A 15,668-nucleotide genomic window follows, 5' to 3' on the forward strand; every position below is an offset into this window, starting at 1 on the left:
CGTCCTTCGCGGCCGCGTCGCACGTCGCGCCTAGCGCGTGCGGATCACGCCCAGCCCGGCGAGCCGCTCGTATTCGCGTTCGCCGAGCAGCGGCAGCAGAATCTCGCGATTGTTCTCGCCGAGCGCGGGCGCCGGCCGGCGGAACGTGCCGGGCGTGGCCGACAGGCGCGGCGTGATGTTGTGCATCGGCAGGCTGCCGACGTCGTCGTCCGGCAGCTCGACGAGCGCCTCGCGCTCGATCACATAGTGATCCTGAACGATCTGCGCGATGTCCTGGATCGGCCCGACCGTTACGCCGGCTTCCTCGAAGAACGCGAGATTGGCGTCGAGATCGCGCGCGGCGATGAATTCGCCGACGATCGTATCGAGCGCGTCCGCGTGCTGCACGCGCTGCACGTTGGTCGCATAGCGCGGATCGTCAATCAGGTCCGCGCGGCCGATCGCGCGGAACAGCCGCTCGGCCATCGCCTGCGTCGAACTCGACAGGCACAGCCACTTGCCGTCGCGGGTCCGATACGCATTGCGCGGCGCGGTGTTCGACGAGCGGCTGCCGGTGCGCGCCTTGATCTCGCCGGTCATCACGTAGTTCGCGGCGGCCGGCCCTAGGATCGACAGCAGCGGCTCGAACAGCGACACGTCGATCACCTGCCCCGCCGCGCCGCGCGCATCGCGCGCATGCAGCGCGACCAGCACGGCGATCGCGCCGGACAGCCCGGCCGTCATGTCGCCGAGGAACATCGGCGGCAGCACCGGCTCGCGGTCGGCGAAGCCGTTGATCGCCGCGAACCCCGCGTACCCTTCCGCGAGCGTGCCGAAGCCCGGCCTGTGGCGGTACGGCCCCGTCTGCCCCCAGCCGGAAATCCGCGCGATCACCAGTTCCGGCCGGATCGCGAGCAGGTCGTCCGGGCCGAGCCCCATCTTCTCGGCGACACCGGGCTTGAAGCTTTCGACGAACACGTCCGCGTCGCGCACCAGCCGGCGGACGATGTCGATCCCCTCGGGCGCGCGCAGGTCGACGCACACGCTGCGCTTGTTGCGCCCGTACACCTTCCAGTTCGTGCTGATCCCGCCCGCGCCGACCGCGCGCAGCGTATCGCCGCGCTCGCTCTCTACCTTCACGACGTCCGCGCCGAAATCGGCGAGCTGCACGCTCAGCATGTTGCCCGCCATCAGGCGCGACAGGTCGACGACGCGCACGCCCGCGAGCGGCCCCTGCGCGCCGGCGTCGAACGGTTTCGGATGGATCGGGCCGGTGGACGCGCGACGGCGCGCGCCGGCCGCGTGAGCGGCCTGCGGGTCGGGAACGAACATGCTTGTCTCCTGGTTGGTGTGTGTGTCGTTCGATGCGGAATGCCGGTCAGGCGCGCGCTCGGCCGCGCACCGCGTTACTCGAGCAGCACGCCGAGCTGGTCGGCCGCGCGGAACGCCGCGCCCGCGGCGGGCAGATCGCCGCCCAGCGCATGCGTCAGCTCGGCTGCGGCTGCCTGCACGCGCGGCAGGTAGTCGGCCAGCACCTTCTTGTTGAAGCGATAGCGCGGCACGCCGAGCGAGATCGCGCCGCTCAGCACGCGGCCGACGCCGAACGCCGGGCATGCGATCGCCGCGCTTTCAGGGTCGCGCTCGGCGATCGACACCGCGTAGCCCTGCTCGGCCGTCTTCTCGTAGTCGCCGCCGCGCGTGCCGCTGAACGCGAGCAGCACGCGCCCGGCCGCGCCGACGTCGAGCGGGAAGCGGTCGCCCTCGCGCAGGTGCGTGCGCACCGAGCGCTGCGCCTGGATGCGGAACAGACACACGCGCTGGTCGCCTTCGCGCACGTAGAACGCGGCCGTCTCGCCGGTTTCCGCCGACAGCTTCGACAGGATCGGCATCACGTACTCGCGCAGCTGGAACGACTCGCGATACATCATCCCGAGCTGGAACACGGCCGGCCCCAGCACGTAGCGCCCGTCCGGCAGGCGCTTGATGAAGCGGAACTGCTCGAGCGACTCGAACATCCGCAACAGCGTGCTCATGTTGAGCCCCGTCTCCTCGCTGACCTGCGCGAGCATCAGCCCGCCGGGCGCGTTGCCGAACGCCAGCAGCGCGGTCAGCGCGCGGTTGACCGCGGCCACGCCGCCCTCTGCGGGATTGCTTGTCTCCACCTTGTTCATGTCCACCTCGTGCGAGGCCGGCAGAGTCGTGCCGCGTCGCGGCTGCCGGCATCAAAAAATGAAAGTCACTTTCATTATACGCAGATCATCGATGACATCAACATGAATCCGCGCAGCTTCGGTCGCTCATCTTCTTGCAACATCCTTTGAAACTAGGCGTTAACGATAATCTTGACGAATGTCCTCATCCATCACAAAAATGAAAGTGACTTTCATTTTTAGAGATCAACGATGAATTCGTCGCCTCAACCCGTCTGGCGCTCGCTGCTGTACGTCCCCGCCCACGTCCCCCGTTTCGTCGCATCGGCCGTCGCGAGCGACGCCGACGCGCTGATCCTCGATCTCGAGGACAGCGTCCCGCCCGCGTGCAAGGAGGCCGCCCGCGACGGGCTGGCCGACGCCGTGCCGGCGCTGCGCGCGCCGGGCCGCGACGTGCTGGTGCGTGCCAACGGCCCGCTCGACCTGCTGGTGCCCGACCTGCGCGCGGCCGTCCGGGCCGGCGTGGACGGCGTCGTGCTGCCGAAGGTGCGCGGCGGCTCGCACGTCGAGGCGATCGACGAGCTGCTGGCTGCGCTCGAGGAGGAAACCGGCGCGCCGCCCGGCGGCACGCGGATCGTCGCGATCGTCGAGACGCCGCGCGCGTTCCAGGCGATGGACCGGATCGCGCGGGCGTCGCCGCGCGTCGTCGCGATGATGCTGGGCGGCGGCGACTTCGCGCTGAACTGCGAAAGCGGCGCAAGCGCCGACGTGCTGCGCGTGCCGAAGCAGCTGCTGATCATCGCCGCGCGCGCCGCCGGCATCCTGCCGCTCGGCCTCATCGGCGGCCTCGACGAGCTGCGCGATCTCGACGCGTTCGAGCGCCTCGCGCGCGCGTCCGCGGAGCTCGGCTATGCAGGCGCAACCTGCATCCATCCACGGCAGGTCGGCGCGCTCAACCGCGCGTTCCGGCCCGACGACGACGCGGTGCGTGACGCGAACGCGGTGCTGGCCGCCTACGACGACGCGCGTGCGAACGGGCGCGGCGCGCTGCGCGTCGACGGCAGGATGGTCGACGCGCCCGGCGTCGCCCGCGCGAAGCGTGTGCTCGCACGTCACGCGGCCGTGCAGGCGCGTGCCGACGGCGTGCCCCGGTGATGCGCGCGCCGCCCTTCATCGCCGTGCGTCATCCCTGCGCAAGCGCGCGGCGCGCGGTGCACGCGTGCGTTCCACCGCGCCGCTGCCCGTTCGCCGCCCGGCCCGGATAGCGTCGCCCCGCAGCACCGCCGCGCCGCTCGACCGGCTCGGCGCCGCATTCAAATAAATAACAAACCCTGGAAGGAGACAAGCCATGGGCAAGCGGATGTCCGCACTGTGCGGACTGGGCCTCGTATCGGCCGGCGCCTGCGCGCAGAGCACGATCACGCTGTACGGCGTGGCCGACATCTATACGGAATTCCTCACCCACCAGGCCGCGCCCGGAGACAAGTCGTCGGCATCGCTCGTGCGGATGGCGTCGGGCGGCAAGAGCGGCTCGCGCTGGGGCCTGAAAGGCGTCGAGGAGCTCGGCGGCGGCTGGCAGGCCGCGTTCCGGCTCGAAAGCGGCATCAACCTGAACAACGGCACCGGCACCGGCGCGGGCGGCTTCGACCGCTCCGCGTGGGTCGGGCTGCAGCACGAGCGCTGGGGCGCGCTGCGGCTCGGCCACCAGTACTCGACGCTGTTCGACGTGATGGAGCGCTATTCGCCGACGGGGGCGTACTCGACGCTGTACGAGCCGGCCGGCGCGATCGTCGGCGTCAACTTCCGCGAGAACAACGTCGCCAAGTACCTGGCGAAGATCGGCTCGCTGACGCTCGAAACGCACTATTCGTTCGGCGGCACGCCCGGCGCGTTCCAGTCGAACGCCGCCTACGGCGCCGGCTTCGACTATGCCGGCGGCGCCTTCTCGTTCGCTGCCGCGTTCGACAACGTCAACACGCCTCAGCCGGGCGGCTTCGCGCATTTCCGCCGCTACGCCGCCGCCGCGATCGTGTCCGTCGACCGCGCGCAGCTGCTGGCCGGCGTCACGCACGGCCAGAGCGGCGTCGCCGCGCCGTCGGTCGTGACGAACTACACGTTCTGGTGGGCCGGTGTGCGCTACATGATCACCCCTTATCTGCAGGCGATCGGCGCGTTCTATTACGAGGACATCCGCGCGCAGAATCCGCCGAACGCGCAGACGCCCGCGCCGCACCCGGCCAACCCGCAGCAGGTCACGCTGCAGTTGAACTACTTGCTGTCGAAAGCCGTCACGCTGTACCTGGCGGCCGGCTACGCGCGCCGCGCCGCGCTCGATTTCGACAATTACAACTACAACTTCCTCCACTACTCGCTGGCCGCCGACCGCGCCGGCAGCGCGGGCGCAGCACTCGGCCTGCGCAGGCTGTTCTGAACTCGCCTCTCCCCCAGTATCAGGAACCTTCGGAGTCCTCTCACCATGAACCGCCGCCACTTCCTTTCCACGCTGACCGGCGCGGCACTCGCGCTGCCGCTCGCCCACGCCCGCGCCGGCACGCTACCGGCCGCCGGCGCAACCGCCGACCGCCCGGATCTCGCGCAACAGCTCGCCGACTACGCGGCCGGGCTGCAGTATCGCGACCTCGACGCAGCGACGATCGACACGATCAAGGCGCACCTGATCGATGCGCTCGGCTGCGCGATCGCCGCGCACGACGAACGCCCGGTGCGGATCGCGCGCGACGCGGCGCTCGCGTCGCCGGGCGGCGTGTCGACGATCGTCGGCACGAACCGGCGCACGAGCCCCGATCTCGCCGCGTTCGCGACCGGCACCGCGCTGCGCTACTACGATTTCAACGACGCGTACGCCGGCAAGGAGACCGGCCATCCGAGCGACAACATGTCCGCGTGCCTCGCCGTCGCCGAAGCGCAGCATGCGAACGGCCGCGACTTGATCCTGTCGATCGCGATCGCGTACGAGATTTCGTGCCGGCTGATGGACGCCGCCGCGATCAGCCCGCGCGGCTGGGACCACACGTGCTACAGCCTGCCCGCGGTCGCGCTCGCTGCGGGCAAGCTGATGCGCATGCCCGCGCCGCAGCTGGTGCAGGCGGTGAACCTGTCGATCAACAGCCATCTCGCGCTGAACCAGACGCGCGTCCAGCAGCTGTCGAACTGGAAGGCGCTCGCCGATGCGGACGCGGCGCGCAACGCGGTGTTCTCGACGCAGCTCGCACGCGCCGGGCTGACCGGCCCGTCACCGATCTTCGAAGGCATGGCGGGGTTCTTTCCGCAGGTGTCCGGGCCGTTCGCCGTCGACACGCGCGAATTCGGCGGGCGCGGCGGCGCGTTCCGGATCGGCAAGTGCTTCGTGAAGTTCTATCCCGCGCAAGGGCTCACGCAAACCGCGATTCCGGCCGCGCTCGACGTCGCCGCGCAGGTCGGCGACCTGCGCCGCATCCGGCGCATCGAGATCCATACGACCGAAGTGGGCTACGTGACAGCCGGCCGCGACCGCGAGAAATGGGCGCCGTCGACCCACGAGACCGCCGATCACAGCCTGCCGTACATCGTGGCGCGCGCAATGCTCGACGGCGACATCACGACCGAGAGCTACCGGCACGACGCGCTGCGCGATCCGGCGCTGCGCGCGCTGATCGAGCGGATCACGGTGCACGAGGACCCGGCGCTGACCGCCCGCTATCCGGCGCAGGCGCCGAACCGGGTGACGGCCGTGTGCGAAGACGGCACGACCTGCGCGAAACAGGTGGACGACCTGCCCGGCTCGCCGACGCGGCCGATGCGGCGCGACGACTACGACGCGAAGTTCGCGAAGAACTGCCGGCGGCACTGGAGCCCGACGCAGATCCGCGCGGCGCTCGATTATCTGTGGCGGCTCGACGAGCAGCCCGACGTCGCGACGCTGCCGCCGCTGCTCGTCGTCGGCCGACTCGCATGAACGGCCGCGGGGCGGCTCACGCTAAGCCTCCGCCGCGACGCCGTGCCGCTCGAGCGCTTCCGCGACCTCGACGATGCGGCCGCGCAGCCACGCGTGCGCGTTGCTGCCGTCGTAGCGGCGGTGCCAGTACAGCGACCACGCGACGGGCTCCATCGCGAGCGGCAGTTCGCGGATCACGAGCCGCGCATCGTCGAGGCTGACCGCATGCCGCTCCGACATGATCACCGCGTACGGCAGCGCATCCAGCATGTTCGGCACGACGAGCCAGTGCGGCACGTTGAGCGCGATGCGCCGCGTACAGTTCATGTTCGCGAGCAGGTTGTCGACCAGGCTGTGGTCGACCGGGTTGATCGTCACGTTGAGGAAGTCGAGCGCGAGAAACCGTTCGAGCGTCAGCGGCCTGCCCGCGTCCGGATGACTGCGGCTCATCACGCAGACCATCCGGTCATGAAACACGGTTTGCGACGACAGCGTGCCCGAATGTTCGAGGCCCGCGCTGACCGCCAGGTCGAGCAGCCCCGATTCGAGCGCGTCGGCGGTCTTGGCGGCGCTCATGTGCACGACGTCCATGCCGATATTCGGGCTGGTCAGGCGCATGCAGCGCAGCAGGGCCGGCAGCAAAAGCAATTCGGTGAGATCCGACATGCGCACCGTAAAATGGCGCTCGGACGTAATAGGATTGAATTGATAATCCGATTCAAATAATTCCTCGATTTGTTGCATGATCTGTCGAATCGGCATGGCCAGCGCCTGCGCACGCGGCGTCAATTCCATGCCGACCGCGGTGCGCGCCAGGATCTCGTCCTTGAACACGAACCGCAGCCGCGCCAGCGCGTTGCTGACGGCCGGCTGCGTGAGGCCGACCTTCTGGCCGGCCCGCGTGACCTGTTTCTCCGTCAGCAGCGCATCGAGTATGACCAGCAGATTCAAATCGATCGAACGTAGATTCATGTTTGCGACCATCCACTAAACAGGTTAATCACCGCCTCCGATCGCGATTGCGAAATTCCGCAATCGGAGCAATCCCCTGATATTTAGTGCAATGCACAAGAATAGTCCAATCTTGACTTGTCGATATTTTTTAGATAACGGACGATATTATTTATGGTTTTAAATTAAATTGCCCGTTTCGCGTCGATTCTTCTGAATACCTTGTCAATCGGCAATTGAATTCGCACTTTGCGCAAGCCGGTCGCGCTGCAAAAAAAGTGCGGGCGGCCGCCGCCACGGCCGCCCGCACGCTCAAACGGTCGCGACGGGATTCACCGGCGCGCCGACCAGGCCGCGGATATGCAGTGGCGGCGCGGTCAGCAGAAACCGGTTCCGACGGTGCGCATGCAGCCAGTTCGCGAGCGGCGTCAGGTGCCACAGCTCGCCGAGGTGAATGCCGATCTTGAACAGGCACAGCTCGTGCAGCGGCATTAGTGCGCCCGGTTGCGCGAGCGGCTGCGCATGCTGCGGACGTTCCTCGATCGCATGGTTGTCGGCCACGAGCGCGGCCAGCCCCGATTCGTCGATCCATTGCAGCAGCCGCGCATCGCTGCTGTCCAGCACGCACGCGCTTGCAACCGTCGCCGGCGATCCGCCGTCGTCGTTCAGCAGCAGATCAGCGAAGCCGGTGTGAAGGCAGACGATGTCGCCGCGCTCGACCTGCACGCGGTCCGCGTCCATCACCTGCATCAGCTGCGCGAAGCCGACCTTCGTGCGCGCGTCGCCGAAATGACGCCGCAGGTCGATCAGCACGCCGCGCCCCTGCACGCCCGTCTGCGCCATCACCTCGATGCCGAGCGCGCGCGCGCCGCCCGTCGCGTCGCCTTCCTGCGGCACCCGCAGATGCTCGCCCATCCGGAAACCGTTGTAGAACACGATTTCAGGCACGCCGTCGTCGTCCGCGTCGAACAGGCCGCCCACGTGCGACAGGCCGTCCCACTGCGTCGAGAACTGCGAGTGCATGCAGAACGAATCGTCGCAGACCACATCGGTTGCGTTCGCAACCTGTTCGTCCGCGCGATAGCCGAAGTACGGCTTGCCGCCGAGCAGCGCCGGCATGATCGCCGGCGGCCGGCGCCGCGCGTTCAGCCCGCCGCCGCGCGGTACGTCGAGCGGCAGGCTCAGCGAGAACGACCGCCCTTCCCGGACCTCGGCTGCGCCCTGCCGCACCTTGTCCGGCGTCAGCCAGTTCAGCCGCCCCTTCTGATCGTCGGGACCGAAATCGCCCCAGTTCGAGCCGGGCGGCCGCTTTTTCCAGCGCGGTGCATTCAAGATCGGTGCCCTCCTTCAGTGTCTGACGTCAGCGCCGCGAGCGCGTCGAGCGGCGCATCGTCGGCGAGCGCCTGCACCGCGTCGCGCAGCGCGAGCGCGCGCGTCATGCCGAGCGCCGAACTCGCCGCCAGCACGAATTTCGCGGTGAGCTCCTGTTCGGTCAGCGGCCGCGAATTCGTGCCCTTGCTCGACTCGATCCGCGCCTCGCGCACCTGCCCGTCGCGCAACTCGACGCGCAGCACGGCCGGCAGGAAAGTCGGGAAGCGCGCGTCGCACCACGGATCGGCCACGCAGCGCACCTTCGCGGCCAGCGCGCGCCGGGCGGGGTCCCGCGCAAGCGCGTCGCCGAAATCGTCGAACCAGACGCCGAGCCCGCCGCCGCCGAGCAGCGCCGCCGCGACCGTGTACGGCCCCGAGAACGCCGCCGCATAACCGTTCGGCGGATTCGCCTTCAGCTCCGCCGGCTCGCCGATCGTGCGCAGCGTCGACGTCGCGACCCGCAGCTCGGCCGCCACCACGTCGTCCGCCGTCACGCCTTGCGCCTTCAGTTGCAGCGCCGCGTCGATGCCCGGATGCGTGAAGTGGTTGCACGGATACGGCTTGAAGATGATCCGGCTCGTCTCCCATTCGTCGCCCAGGTCGCGCAGCACCGCGTCGACGTCGGCGAGGTCGCCGCACCACGCGTAGAAGAAGCCGAAGCGGCCTTCGAGCGCGGTCGGCGGCGCGGTCACGCCCGCGCCTGCCAGTTCCGCCGCGCTCACGCCCGCGTGCGCCGCCCAGCCGCAGTGGATCCGCTTCACCGAGCCGCCGGTGCGGTTCGCTTCGAGCAGGCCCGCGCCCATGCTCGCGGCAATGCCGAGCGCCGCCGCGATCTGCGCGGCGTCGAGCCCGAGCAGCATCGCCGCGGCCGCCGCCGCGCCGACCGTGCCGCAGATCGACGTCGCGTGCTGGCCGCGCTCGAAGAACACCGAATTGCCGAGCCGCTCGTTGTAAGCGGCGACGCCGAGCCGGATGCATATCTCGGTGCCGACCGTGATCGCATCGAGCAGCGCCGCGCCCGACGCGCCGCTCGCCTGCGCGGCGGCGAGCGCGGCCGGAATCACGGACGCGCTCGGATGCAGCACCGACCGCATGTGCGAATCGTCGAAATCCATCGCATGCGCGAGCGTGCCGTTGACCAGCGCGGCGCTCGCGGCCGGCAGCCGATCGGGCGCGCCGATCACGCTCGCCGGGCCCGAGCCGGCCCAGCGCCGCGCGACCTGCAGCACCGACTGCGCGACCGGTTCGTCGTGCGCGATCAGGCTGTTGCCGACCACGTCGAGCACGCGCGCGGCGGCCTCGACGCGCAGCCTGCGATCCAGCCCTTCGGCGCGCACCTCCGCCGCGAAGCGGCCGAGCGCGCCGACGATGCCGTCGGGCGGCGCGGGCCGGTTCGGTGCGGCCGGATCAGCGGCCGCCGCCGGACCGGAAAGCGTGTCGGGTGTGCTCATGCCAGTGCTCCACTGAGTCGAAGATTGTTCGCGAGCGCGAGCGTGACGCGCGCGTTGGCGATCAGCGGCGGCGCGACCACGCGGCCGTCCGGCAGCACGAACACCGACGACGCCGAGGCCTTGCCCGCCGCCGCATCGACCGCCTCGAGCACGCGCTCGGCCGCGCGGATCTCGTCGTCCGACGGCGTGAACACCTCGTTGATCACCGAAAGCTGCGACGGATGGATCGCGAAACGGCCGAGGAACCCCATCGATTTCGCGCGCAGCGTCGACTCCTTCAGCCCGTCGAGATCGGGCAGCGTGTGATAGACGGTCTGGATCGGCCCGTTCAGCCCCGCCGCGCGCGACGCGACCACGCAGCGCGCACGGCACACCTCGAGCGTGAAGTTGTCGACGCCGATCTGCAGATCCGCGCGCAGGTCGCTCTCGCCGAGCCCGATCCGTTCGAGCCGCGGCGACGCGGTCGCGAGCTGGTAAGCCGTCTCGACGCCGTACGCCGACTCGATCAGGATCTGGATGCCCGCATCGCAGCCGAGCGCGTCGAGCCAGCCCGCGACTTCCTGGATTTGCTGCGGCAGGTCGCATTTCGGCAGGCGCAGCGCCTGCAGCGCGGGCTGCGCGATCGCTTCGACGTCGTCGCGGCACCACGGGCTGCCGATCGGGTTGATCCGCACGTACGTCGGCTTCGGCGGACCTTCCGCGAGAATCGCGGCGGCCGCCTCGCGTGCGTCGGCCTTGTGGCTGGCCGGCACGGCATCCTCGAGGTCGAGCACGACGGCATCGGCTTCGCTTGCATACGCCTTTTCCACCACCTGCGCCTTGTGCGCGGGCACGTAAAGGTAACTGCGGTAAGTTGCGCTGGTTTTCATATGATTCCCCGCTCGGTCAAATCGGCAATCTCGCGCCGCTCCAGTCCCAATGCGCCGAATACTTCGTCGTTGTGCGTGCCGCGCGCAGGCCCGCCCCAACGGATCGCGCCGGGCGTGTCGGACAGCCGGAACGGCACGTTGTGCGTGCGGAACGCGCCGAGCTCCGCGTCGGGCACCGACACGATCGAGCCGAGCGCCGCGTACTGCGGATCGCGCAGCACGTCGGCGACGTCGTAGATCGGCGCGACCGCCGCCTGCGCGCGCTCGAATTCGGCGATCACGTCGTCGCGCGTGCGCTGCCCGATCCAGCCGCCGACCGCCGCATCCAGCTCGTCCGCATGCTTCGCGCGCTCGGCGCCGTTCGCGAACCAGGGTTCGTCGATCAGGTCCGCGCGGCCGACGAGGCGCATCACGCGCTCGGCGATGCTGTGCGCCGACGTCGACAGCGCGACCCATTTACCGTCCGACGTGCGGTAGACGCCGCGCGGCGAATTGTTCGGCGAGCGATTGCCGGTGCGCTCGGGCACCCGGCCCGTCTGGTCGTAGCTTGCGACCTGCGCGCCCATCGCCGCGAGCATCGTCTCGATGATCGCGAGATCGACGACCTGGCCGCGCCCGGTGCGCTCGCGCGCCTTCAGCGCGGTCATGATCGCAAACGCGGCGGTCAGCCCCGCGACCGTGTCGGCGAGCGGGAACGACGGCAGCAGCGGCGGCCCGTCCGCGTCGCCGGTGATCGACGCGAGCCCGCTCATCGCCTCGGCCAGCGTGCCGAAGCCCGGACGGCTCGCATACGGGCCGAACTGGCCGAAGCCCGTCACCCGCACGAGCACGAGCCGCGGGTTGAGCGCGGACAGCACGTCGTAGCCGAGCCCCCAGCGTTCGAGCGTGCCGGGCCGGAAATTCTCGACGACCACGTCCGCCTGCGCCGCCAGCTCGCGAAAGATCCGCTGGCCGTCGGCCGTGCCGAGATTCAGCGTGACCGCCCGCTTGTTGCGCGCGAGCACCTTCCACCACAACGGCACGTCGTCGCGCCGCGCGCCGTACTTGCGCGCCGGATCGCCGTCCGGATGCTCGACCTTGATCACGTCGGCGCCGTAGTCCGCGAGCATCGTCGCCGCGAGCGGGCCCGCGAACAGCGTCGCGGCGTCGATCACGCGAATGCCGTCGAGCGGCGCCGGTTTGGACGCGTCCGGCGCCGCGCCGGCGTCGACGTCCCCGATTTCCACAGTGGCCATGCCGTTCTCCAGTCAGATGGATTGCACGGCGCGCCGCGCGCCGACATCGTCTGCATGACTAATCGTCGTGCAGCGATGCGGGCGCGGCGCGCAACCTGCCGCTCAGACGGCGTTGATCCGGTAGATCGGGAAATACGTCTGGATCTTTCCGTTCAGGTAGTCGGACGCGAGCTTCGGCACCTCGTCGAAATCGAAGATCTCGGTCGGCTCCTGGCCGATCCAGCCGCTCGTTTCCTGGAAGTCGCGGATCGTGATGCTGTCGTCGTAGCGCCACGCATGCGTGTGGATGTGCAGGCGGCGGTTGATGCATTCCGTCGCGCGCAGGTTCCACAGGCGCATCCCGGTCTTCCAGCCGACCGTCGTGACGATGCCGGTGCGGCCGACCACGCGCATCGTCGCGCGATACAGTGCGCCGCCGAGGTTGTCGAGGAAGATCGCGACGCCGCGGCCGCCGCTCAGTTCCGCGATCGTCTCCGCGAACACGCGCTCAGACTCGCGATAGCTCGCCTGGTACTCGGGATCGGTCTTGTAGCGCTCGTCGTCATACGCGAGATTCGGGAACTTGCGGCGATCGACCGGCGTGATGCCGAGTTTCGCGAGATCCTCCAGGCGCCGGTCGTTGCTCGCCGTCATCGCGACGCGAAAACCCTCGCGCTTCGCGAGTTGCAGTTCGGCGAGCGTCGTGCCGCCGCCCCAGCCGAACACCAGGTAGTCGGCCGGATCGACGTCCGGCAGCTGCGAGCGCCAGCACGCCGACGCCACCTTCCAGTTGTCCCACGCGGTGAAGTAGCGGCCGTACGTCGCCCATTGCAGCAGCGAATGCCGGCTGTCCGTCGGCACCGCCACGAGGTTGTCGGCGCGCATCTTGGTCCGCTGCGCCATCACGCCGATCGTGCCCGGCGCGTCGTACGCATAGACGAGCTCGGCGAATCCGTATTCGTCGCGCTTGCCGAACGGCATCACCATGCAGATCTCGCCTTCCTTCAGCGTCTTCACGCCGCTGCCGCGCTCGACGATGCGCACCAGCGCACCGTTGCCGAGCACGATCTTGTCCTCGCGGCGCTGCCGGCAGATGTCGACCGGATTGCGCGACAGCGCGTGGTCGAGGTTCGCTTCCCACGATCCGTACAGCGGCTCGACCAGCACCTCGTCGGCCTCCAGATCGGAGAATTCGAAGGTTTCGCGACGCAGCTCGCCCGCCACGGGCGCCTGCTTCCTGCTCGGTTCCGGTCCTGCGTAGAGAACCCATGCATCGGTCTTGATCATCGTCATGCCTCGTTAAATGACTCTGTATGAATGTGCACGCCGAACCCGCCGCCTCGTTCAGCGCGAATACGCCTGCTCCAGTGCCGCCTCCACGTCGGCCGTCGCGGCGACCTGCCCGAGCTTCGGGAAGATCTGCGTCAGCGCGAAGTGCTGCGCGTCGGCGGACGATGTGCTGACCGCGTCGCTGACGACGACGACGTTGTAGTTGTTCTCGTATGCCTGGCGCGCCGTCGATTCGACGCCGATGTTGGTCGCGATTCCGGTCAGCACGATGTCCGTGATGCCGCGCCGGCGCAGCTGCACGTCGAGATCGGTGCCGGTGAACGCGCCCCACTGGTGCTTCGTCACGACGAGGTCGGACGGCCCCACGCCGAGCGCCGGCGCGAACGCGCTCCATTCGGGATCGAGATTCGGCGGCGCCGACGGCGCATCCGTCCTGACCTTCAGCGCCACGCCGCCGTCCGGCTGGTAGCTCGTGTGCACGTAGATGACGGGCAGCTGCAGCGCGCGGAACGCGGTCGCGAGCTCGACCGTCTTCGCCACGACCTGCGCGCCGGTGTAGGGCACGACCGGCAGCGACACGATGCCGTTCTGCAGATCGATGGCGACCAGCGCGACCGTGCGATTGAGCGTCGGAATGGACATGTAGAAACCTCACTTCTGTTGGGAGATGGAAGAAGCGGCGGCATCCAGGTGCCGGCTCGATGCCGCGTTGAGCAGCAGCAGCACGCTGATGACCGCCAGGACGATGGCCAGCTCGCGCAGGCCGCGATCGCTCGCCGGATGACCGAGCGCCAGCCCGACGAGCGCAAACGACAGGCTGCCGCCGACGTACTGCGCGGTGCGGTACAGCCCCGAGGCCGTGCCGATCCGGTCGTGCGGCGCGCTCTGGTAGAGCGCTGCCTGGTTGCCGAGATTGTTGAAGCCGTTCGGCACGCCGAACACGATCGACAGCAGCACGATCGACCAGACCGGCATCGCGCTGGTGAGCAGGCTCATCACGACGCTGCCGATGCACAGCATCGCGGAGCCGATGATCAGCACCGGCCGCGAGCCGTGACGGTGCGCGACGCGGGTCGCAAGCATCGTCGCCACCGTGCCGACCGCGGCGATCGGCAGCATCACGAGGCCGGCATCGGCGGCGGACAGGCGCTTGGCCTCCTGCAGCCACATCGGCAGTGCATAGAAGATCGCGTAGAACACCGCGTAGGTGCCGACGCAGCGCAGGTACGTGCTCGTGAGCGCACGGTTGTCGCTCAGCATGCGGATGTCGATCAGCGGCGTTGCGGCCAGCCGCTCGCGCCGGACCAGCAACGGGCACAGCACCAGCGTCGCGACGAGCAGCAGCCAGTCGGGCTCGCGCGACACCGATTGCAGGAACAGCAGCAGGCTCGTGAGCGTCAGGATGAACAGCGCGACGCCCGGCAGGTCCAGCTCCATCAGCGTGCCCCGCAGCGTGCGGCGTTGCTGCGCGCCGCGCGGGACGACATCGGCCGGAATCCACAGCCATGCCAGCACGAAGGCCAGCAGCACGATCGGCACGTTGATCCAGAAGATCGCACGCCAGCCGGCGAACTGCACGAGCGCGCCGCCGAGCGGCGGCCCGAACGCGACGGCCACCTGCGCCGCGACCGAGATCGCGCCGAGGCCGCCCGTCGGCGTCGCGCCGTTCGCATGCCGCTGCGACCACGTGCGGATCATCGCCATGCCGGCAGGATACGCGGCGGACGTGCCGATGCCGAGCGCGATGCGTGACGCGATCAACCACCCGAGCGACGGCGCGAACGGCGCGAGCGCGGACGCGATCAAGACGATCGTGAGGCCGATGCAGAAGATCCGCTTCGCGCCGAACCGGTCGGCGAGCCGCCCCATCGTCGGCTGGCCGACGGCCGTCGCGAGATAAAGGCCCGACACGAGCCACATCGTGTCGATGCGTTCATGCGCGGCGCCCTGCGGGTTGAACGCCTGCTGGATGCTGACGAGCGCGACCGCGATCATCGACGAGTTCAGCGCGTTGAGTAGCGTGCCGAGCACGATCGGGCCCACCAGCCTGCCCGGCAGGCGCAGGCCCGTCGCGCGCGCATTGCCGCCGGGGGACGAAGGTGTTGCTTGCGCAGGTCGATCGTGGTTCGTCTTCATGGCATCGTCACGTGGTGGATTCGCATCGCCCGATCAAATTCGAACGTGCGTTCACCTTACCGTTACGATTGCCGTGAATGAAATGGATTGTTGCGATGCACACATTCGTCGCTTGAATGCAGATCGCGAGCCGGATGCGCGAAAGCGGCCCCGGCAAACCTGGAATGACATCGGCAAACAAACCGCGTCCCTTGCCGGACGGGCGCATCCCGGGAGCGCGGCGGATCTTGCGGAGTGCCTACGAAATTATTTGCGCCGTATGCCTCCACCGGCCGACGGCTGTTTTATGCGGCGGTGCAATGGGGATTCAGAGCGAGGGCTCT

General features: G+C 69.0%; 13 protein-coding genes. 3 read left to right on the forward strand and 10 right to left on the reverse strand.

The window, feature by feature from the left end; all coding sequences use genetic code 11:
• Positions 1–30 precede the first annotated feature (30 nt).
• Together MRS60_RS32900 and MRS60_RS32905 are read right to left on the reverse strand one after the other, a co-directional pair.
• The gene (locus tag MRS60_RS32900; protein ID WP_243566908.1) at positions 31–1,311 is read right to left on the reverse strand and encodes a CaiB/BaiF CoA transferase family protein; all 1,281 of its coding nucleotides are present in this window, start codon (positions 1,309–1,311) and stop codon (positions 31–33) included.
• A gap of 74 nt (positions 1,312–1,385) precedes the next feature.
• Positions 1,386–2,150: an IclR family transcriptional regulator gene (locus MRS60_RS32905; protein WP_034184341.1), complete on the reverse strand. Its 765-nt coding sequence runs from the start codon at positions 2,148–2,150 to the stop codon at positions 1,386–1,388.
• A 231-nt stretch (positions 2,151–2,381) separates the two neighbouring features.
• On the opposite strand from MRS60_RS32905, the gene MRS60_RS32910 reads away from it, so the two are divergent.
• The 3 genes from MRS60_RS32910 to MRS60_RS32920 all read left to right on the forward strand — a co-directional run bounded on the left by MRS60_RS32910 (position 2,382) and on the right by MRS60_RS32920 (position 6,084).
• On the forward strand, positions 2,382–3,284 hold the full coding sequence (locus tag MRS60_RS32910) for an HpcH/HpaI aldolase/citrate lyase family protein (protein WP_243566909.1): 903 nt from the start codon (positions 2,382–2,384) through the stop codon (positions 3,282–3,284).
• 193 nt (positions 3,285–3,477) lie between these two features.
• Positions 3,478–4,560, forward strand: coding sequence for a porin (locus tag MRS60_RS32915; protein ID WP_243566910.1), 1,083 nt, complete (start codon positions 3,478–3,480; stop codon positions 4,558–4,560).
• Positions 4,561–4,605: 45 nt separating this feature from the next.
• Entirely contained in the window at positions 4,606–6,084 is a 1,479-nt protein-coding gene (locus MRS60_RS32920) for an MmgE/PrpD family protein (RefSeq protein WP_243566911.1), read from the forward strand.
• A 21-nt stretch (positions 6,085–6,105) separates the two neighbouring features.
• On the opposite strand, the gene MRS60_RS32925 is transcribed toward MRS60_RS32920, so the two are convergent.
• The 8 genes from MRS60_RS32925 to MRS60_RS32960 all read right to left on the reverse strand — a co-directional run bounded on the left by MRS60_RS32925 (position 6,106) and on the right by MRS60_RS32960 (position 15,345).
• Positions 6,106–7,035 (reverse strand): LysR family transcriptional regulator, encoded by a 930-nt coding sequence (locus MRS60_RS32925; RefSeq protein ID WP_034184648.1) that lies wholly within the window; start codon positions 7,033–7,035, stop codon positions 6,106–6,108.
• A gap of 291 nt (positions 7,036–7,326) precedes the next feature.
• The gene (locus MRS60_RS32930; protein WP_243566912.1) at positions 7,327–8,346 is read right to left on the reverse strand and encodes a cyclase family protein; all 1,020 of its coding nucleotides are present in this window, start codon (positions 8,344–8,346) and stop codon (positions 7,327–7,329) included.
• On the reverse strand, positions 8,343–9,836 hold the full coding sequence (locus MRS60_RS32935; RefSeq protein ID WP_243566913.1) for an MmgE/PrpD family protein: 1,494 nt from the start codon (positions 9,834–9,836) through the stop codon (positions 8,343–8,345). Before MRS60_RS32935 ends, MRS60_RS32930 begins: the two co-directional genes overlap by 4 nt.
• Positions 9,833–10,705, reverse strand: a complete 873-nt coding sequence (locus tag MRS60_RS32940) for an HpcH/HpaI aldolase/citrate lyase family protein (protein WP_175747801.1) — start codon at positions 10,703–10,705, stop codon at positions 9,833–9,835. The genes MRS60_RS32935 and MRS60_RS32940 overlap by 4 nt, the downstream gene beginning before the upstream one ends.
• Positions 10,702–11,940, reverse strand: a complete 1,239-nt coding sequence (locus tag MRS60_RS32945) for a CaiB/BaiF CoA transferase family protein (protein ID WP_347814855.1) — start codon at positions 11,938–11,940, stop codon at positions 10,702–10,704. Before MRS60_RS32945 ends, MRS60_RS32940 begins: the two co-directional genes overlap by 4 nt.
• Before the next feature lie 102 nt (positions 11,941–12,042).
• A complete protein-coding gene (locus MRS60_RS32950; protein WP_034184649.1) occupies positions 12,043–13,206 on the reverse strand; it encodes a quinone oxidoreductase family protein in 1,164 nt (387 codons plus the stop codon).
• 57 nt (positions 13,207–13,263) lie between these two features.
• On the reverse strand, positions 13,264–13,851 hold the full coding sequence (locus tag MRS60_RS32955) for a hydrolase (RefSeq protein WP_243566914.1): 588 nt from the start codon (positions 13,849–13,851) through the stop codon (positions 13,264–13,266).
• Between the two features lie 9 nt (positions 13,852–13,860).
• A complete protein-coding gene (locus MRS60_RS32960) occupies positions 13,861–15,345 on the reverse strand; it encodes an MFS transporter (RefSeq protein WP_243566915.1) in 1,485 nt (494 codons plus the stop codon).
• Positions 15,346–15,668 lie beyond the last annotated feature (323 nt).

The organism is Burkholderia pyrrocinia, from assembly GCF_022809715.1.
Classification (GTDB): Bacteria; Pseudomonadota; Gammaproteobacteria; order Burkholderiales; family Burkholderiaceae; genus Burkholderia; species Burkholderia pyrrocinia_C.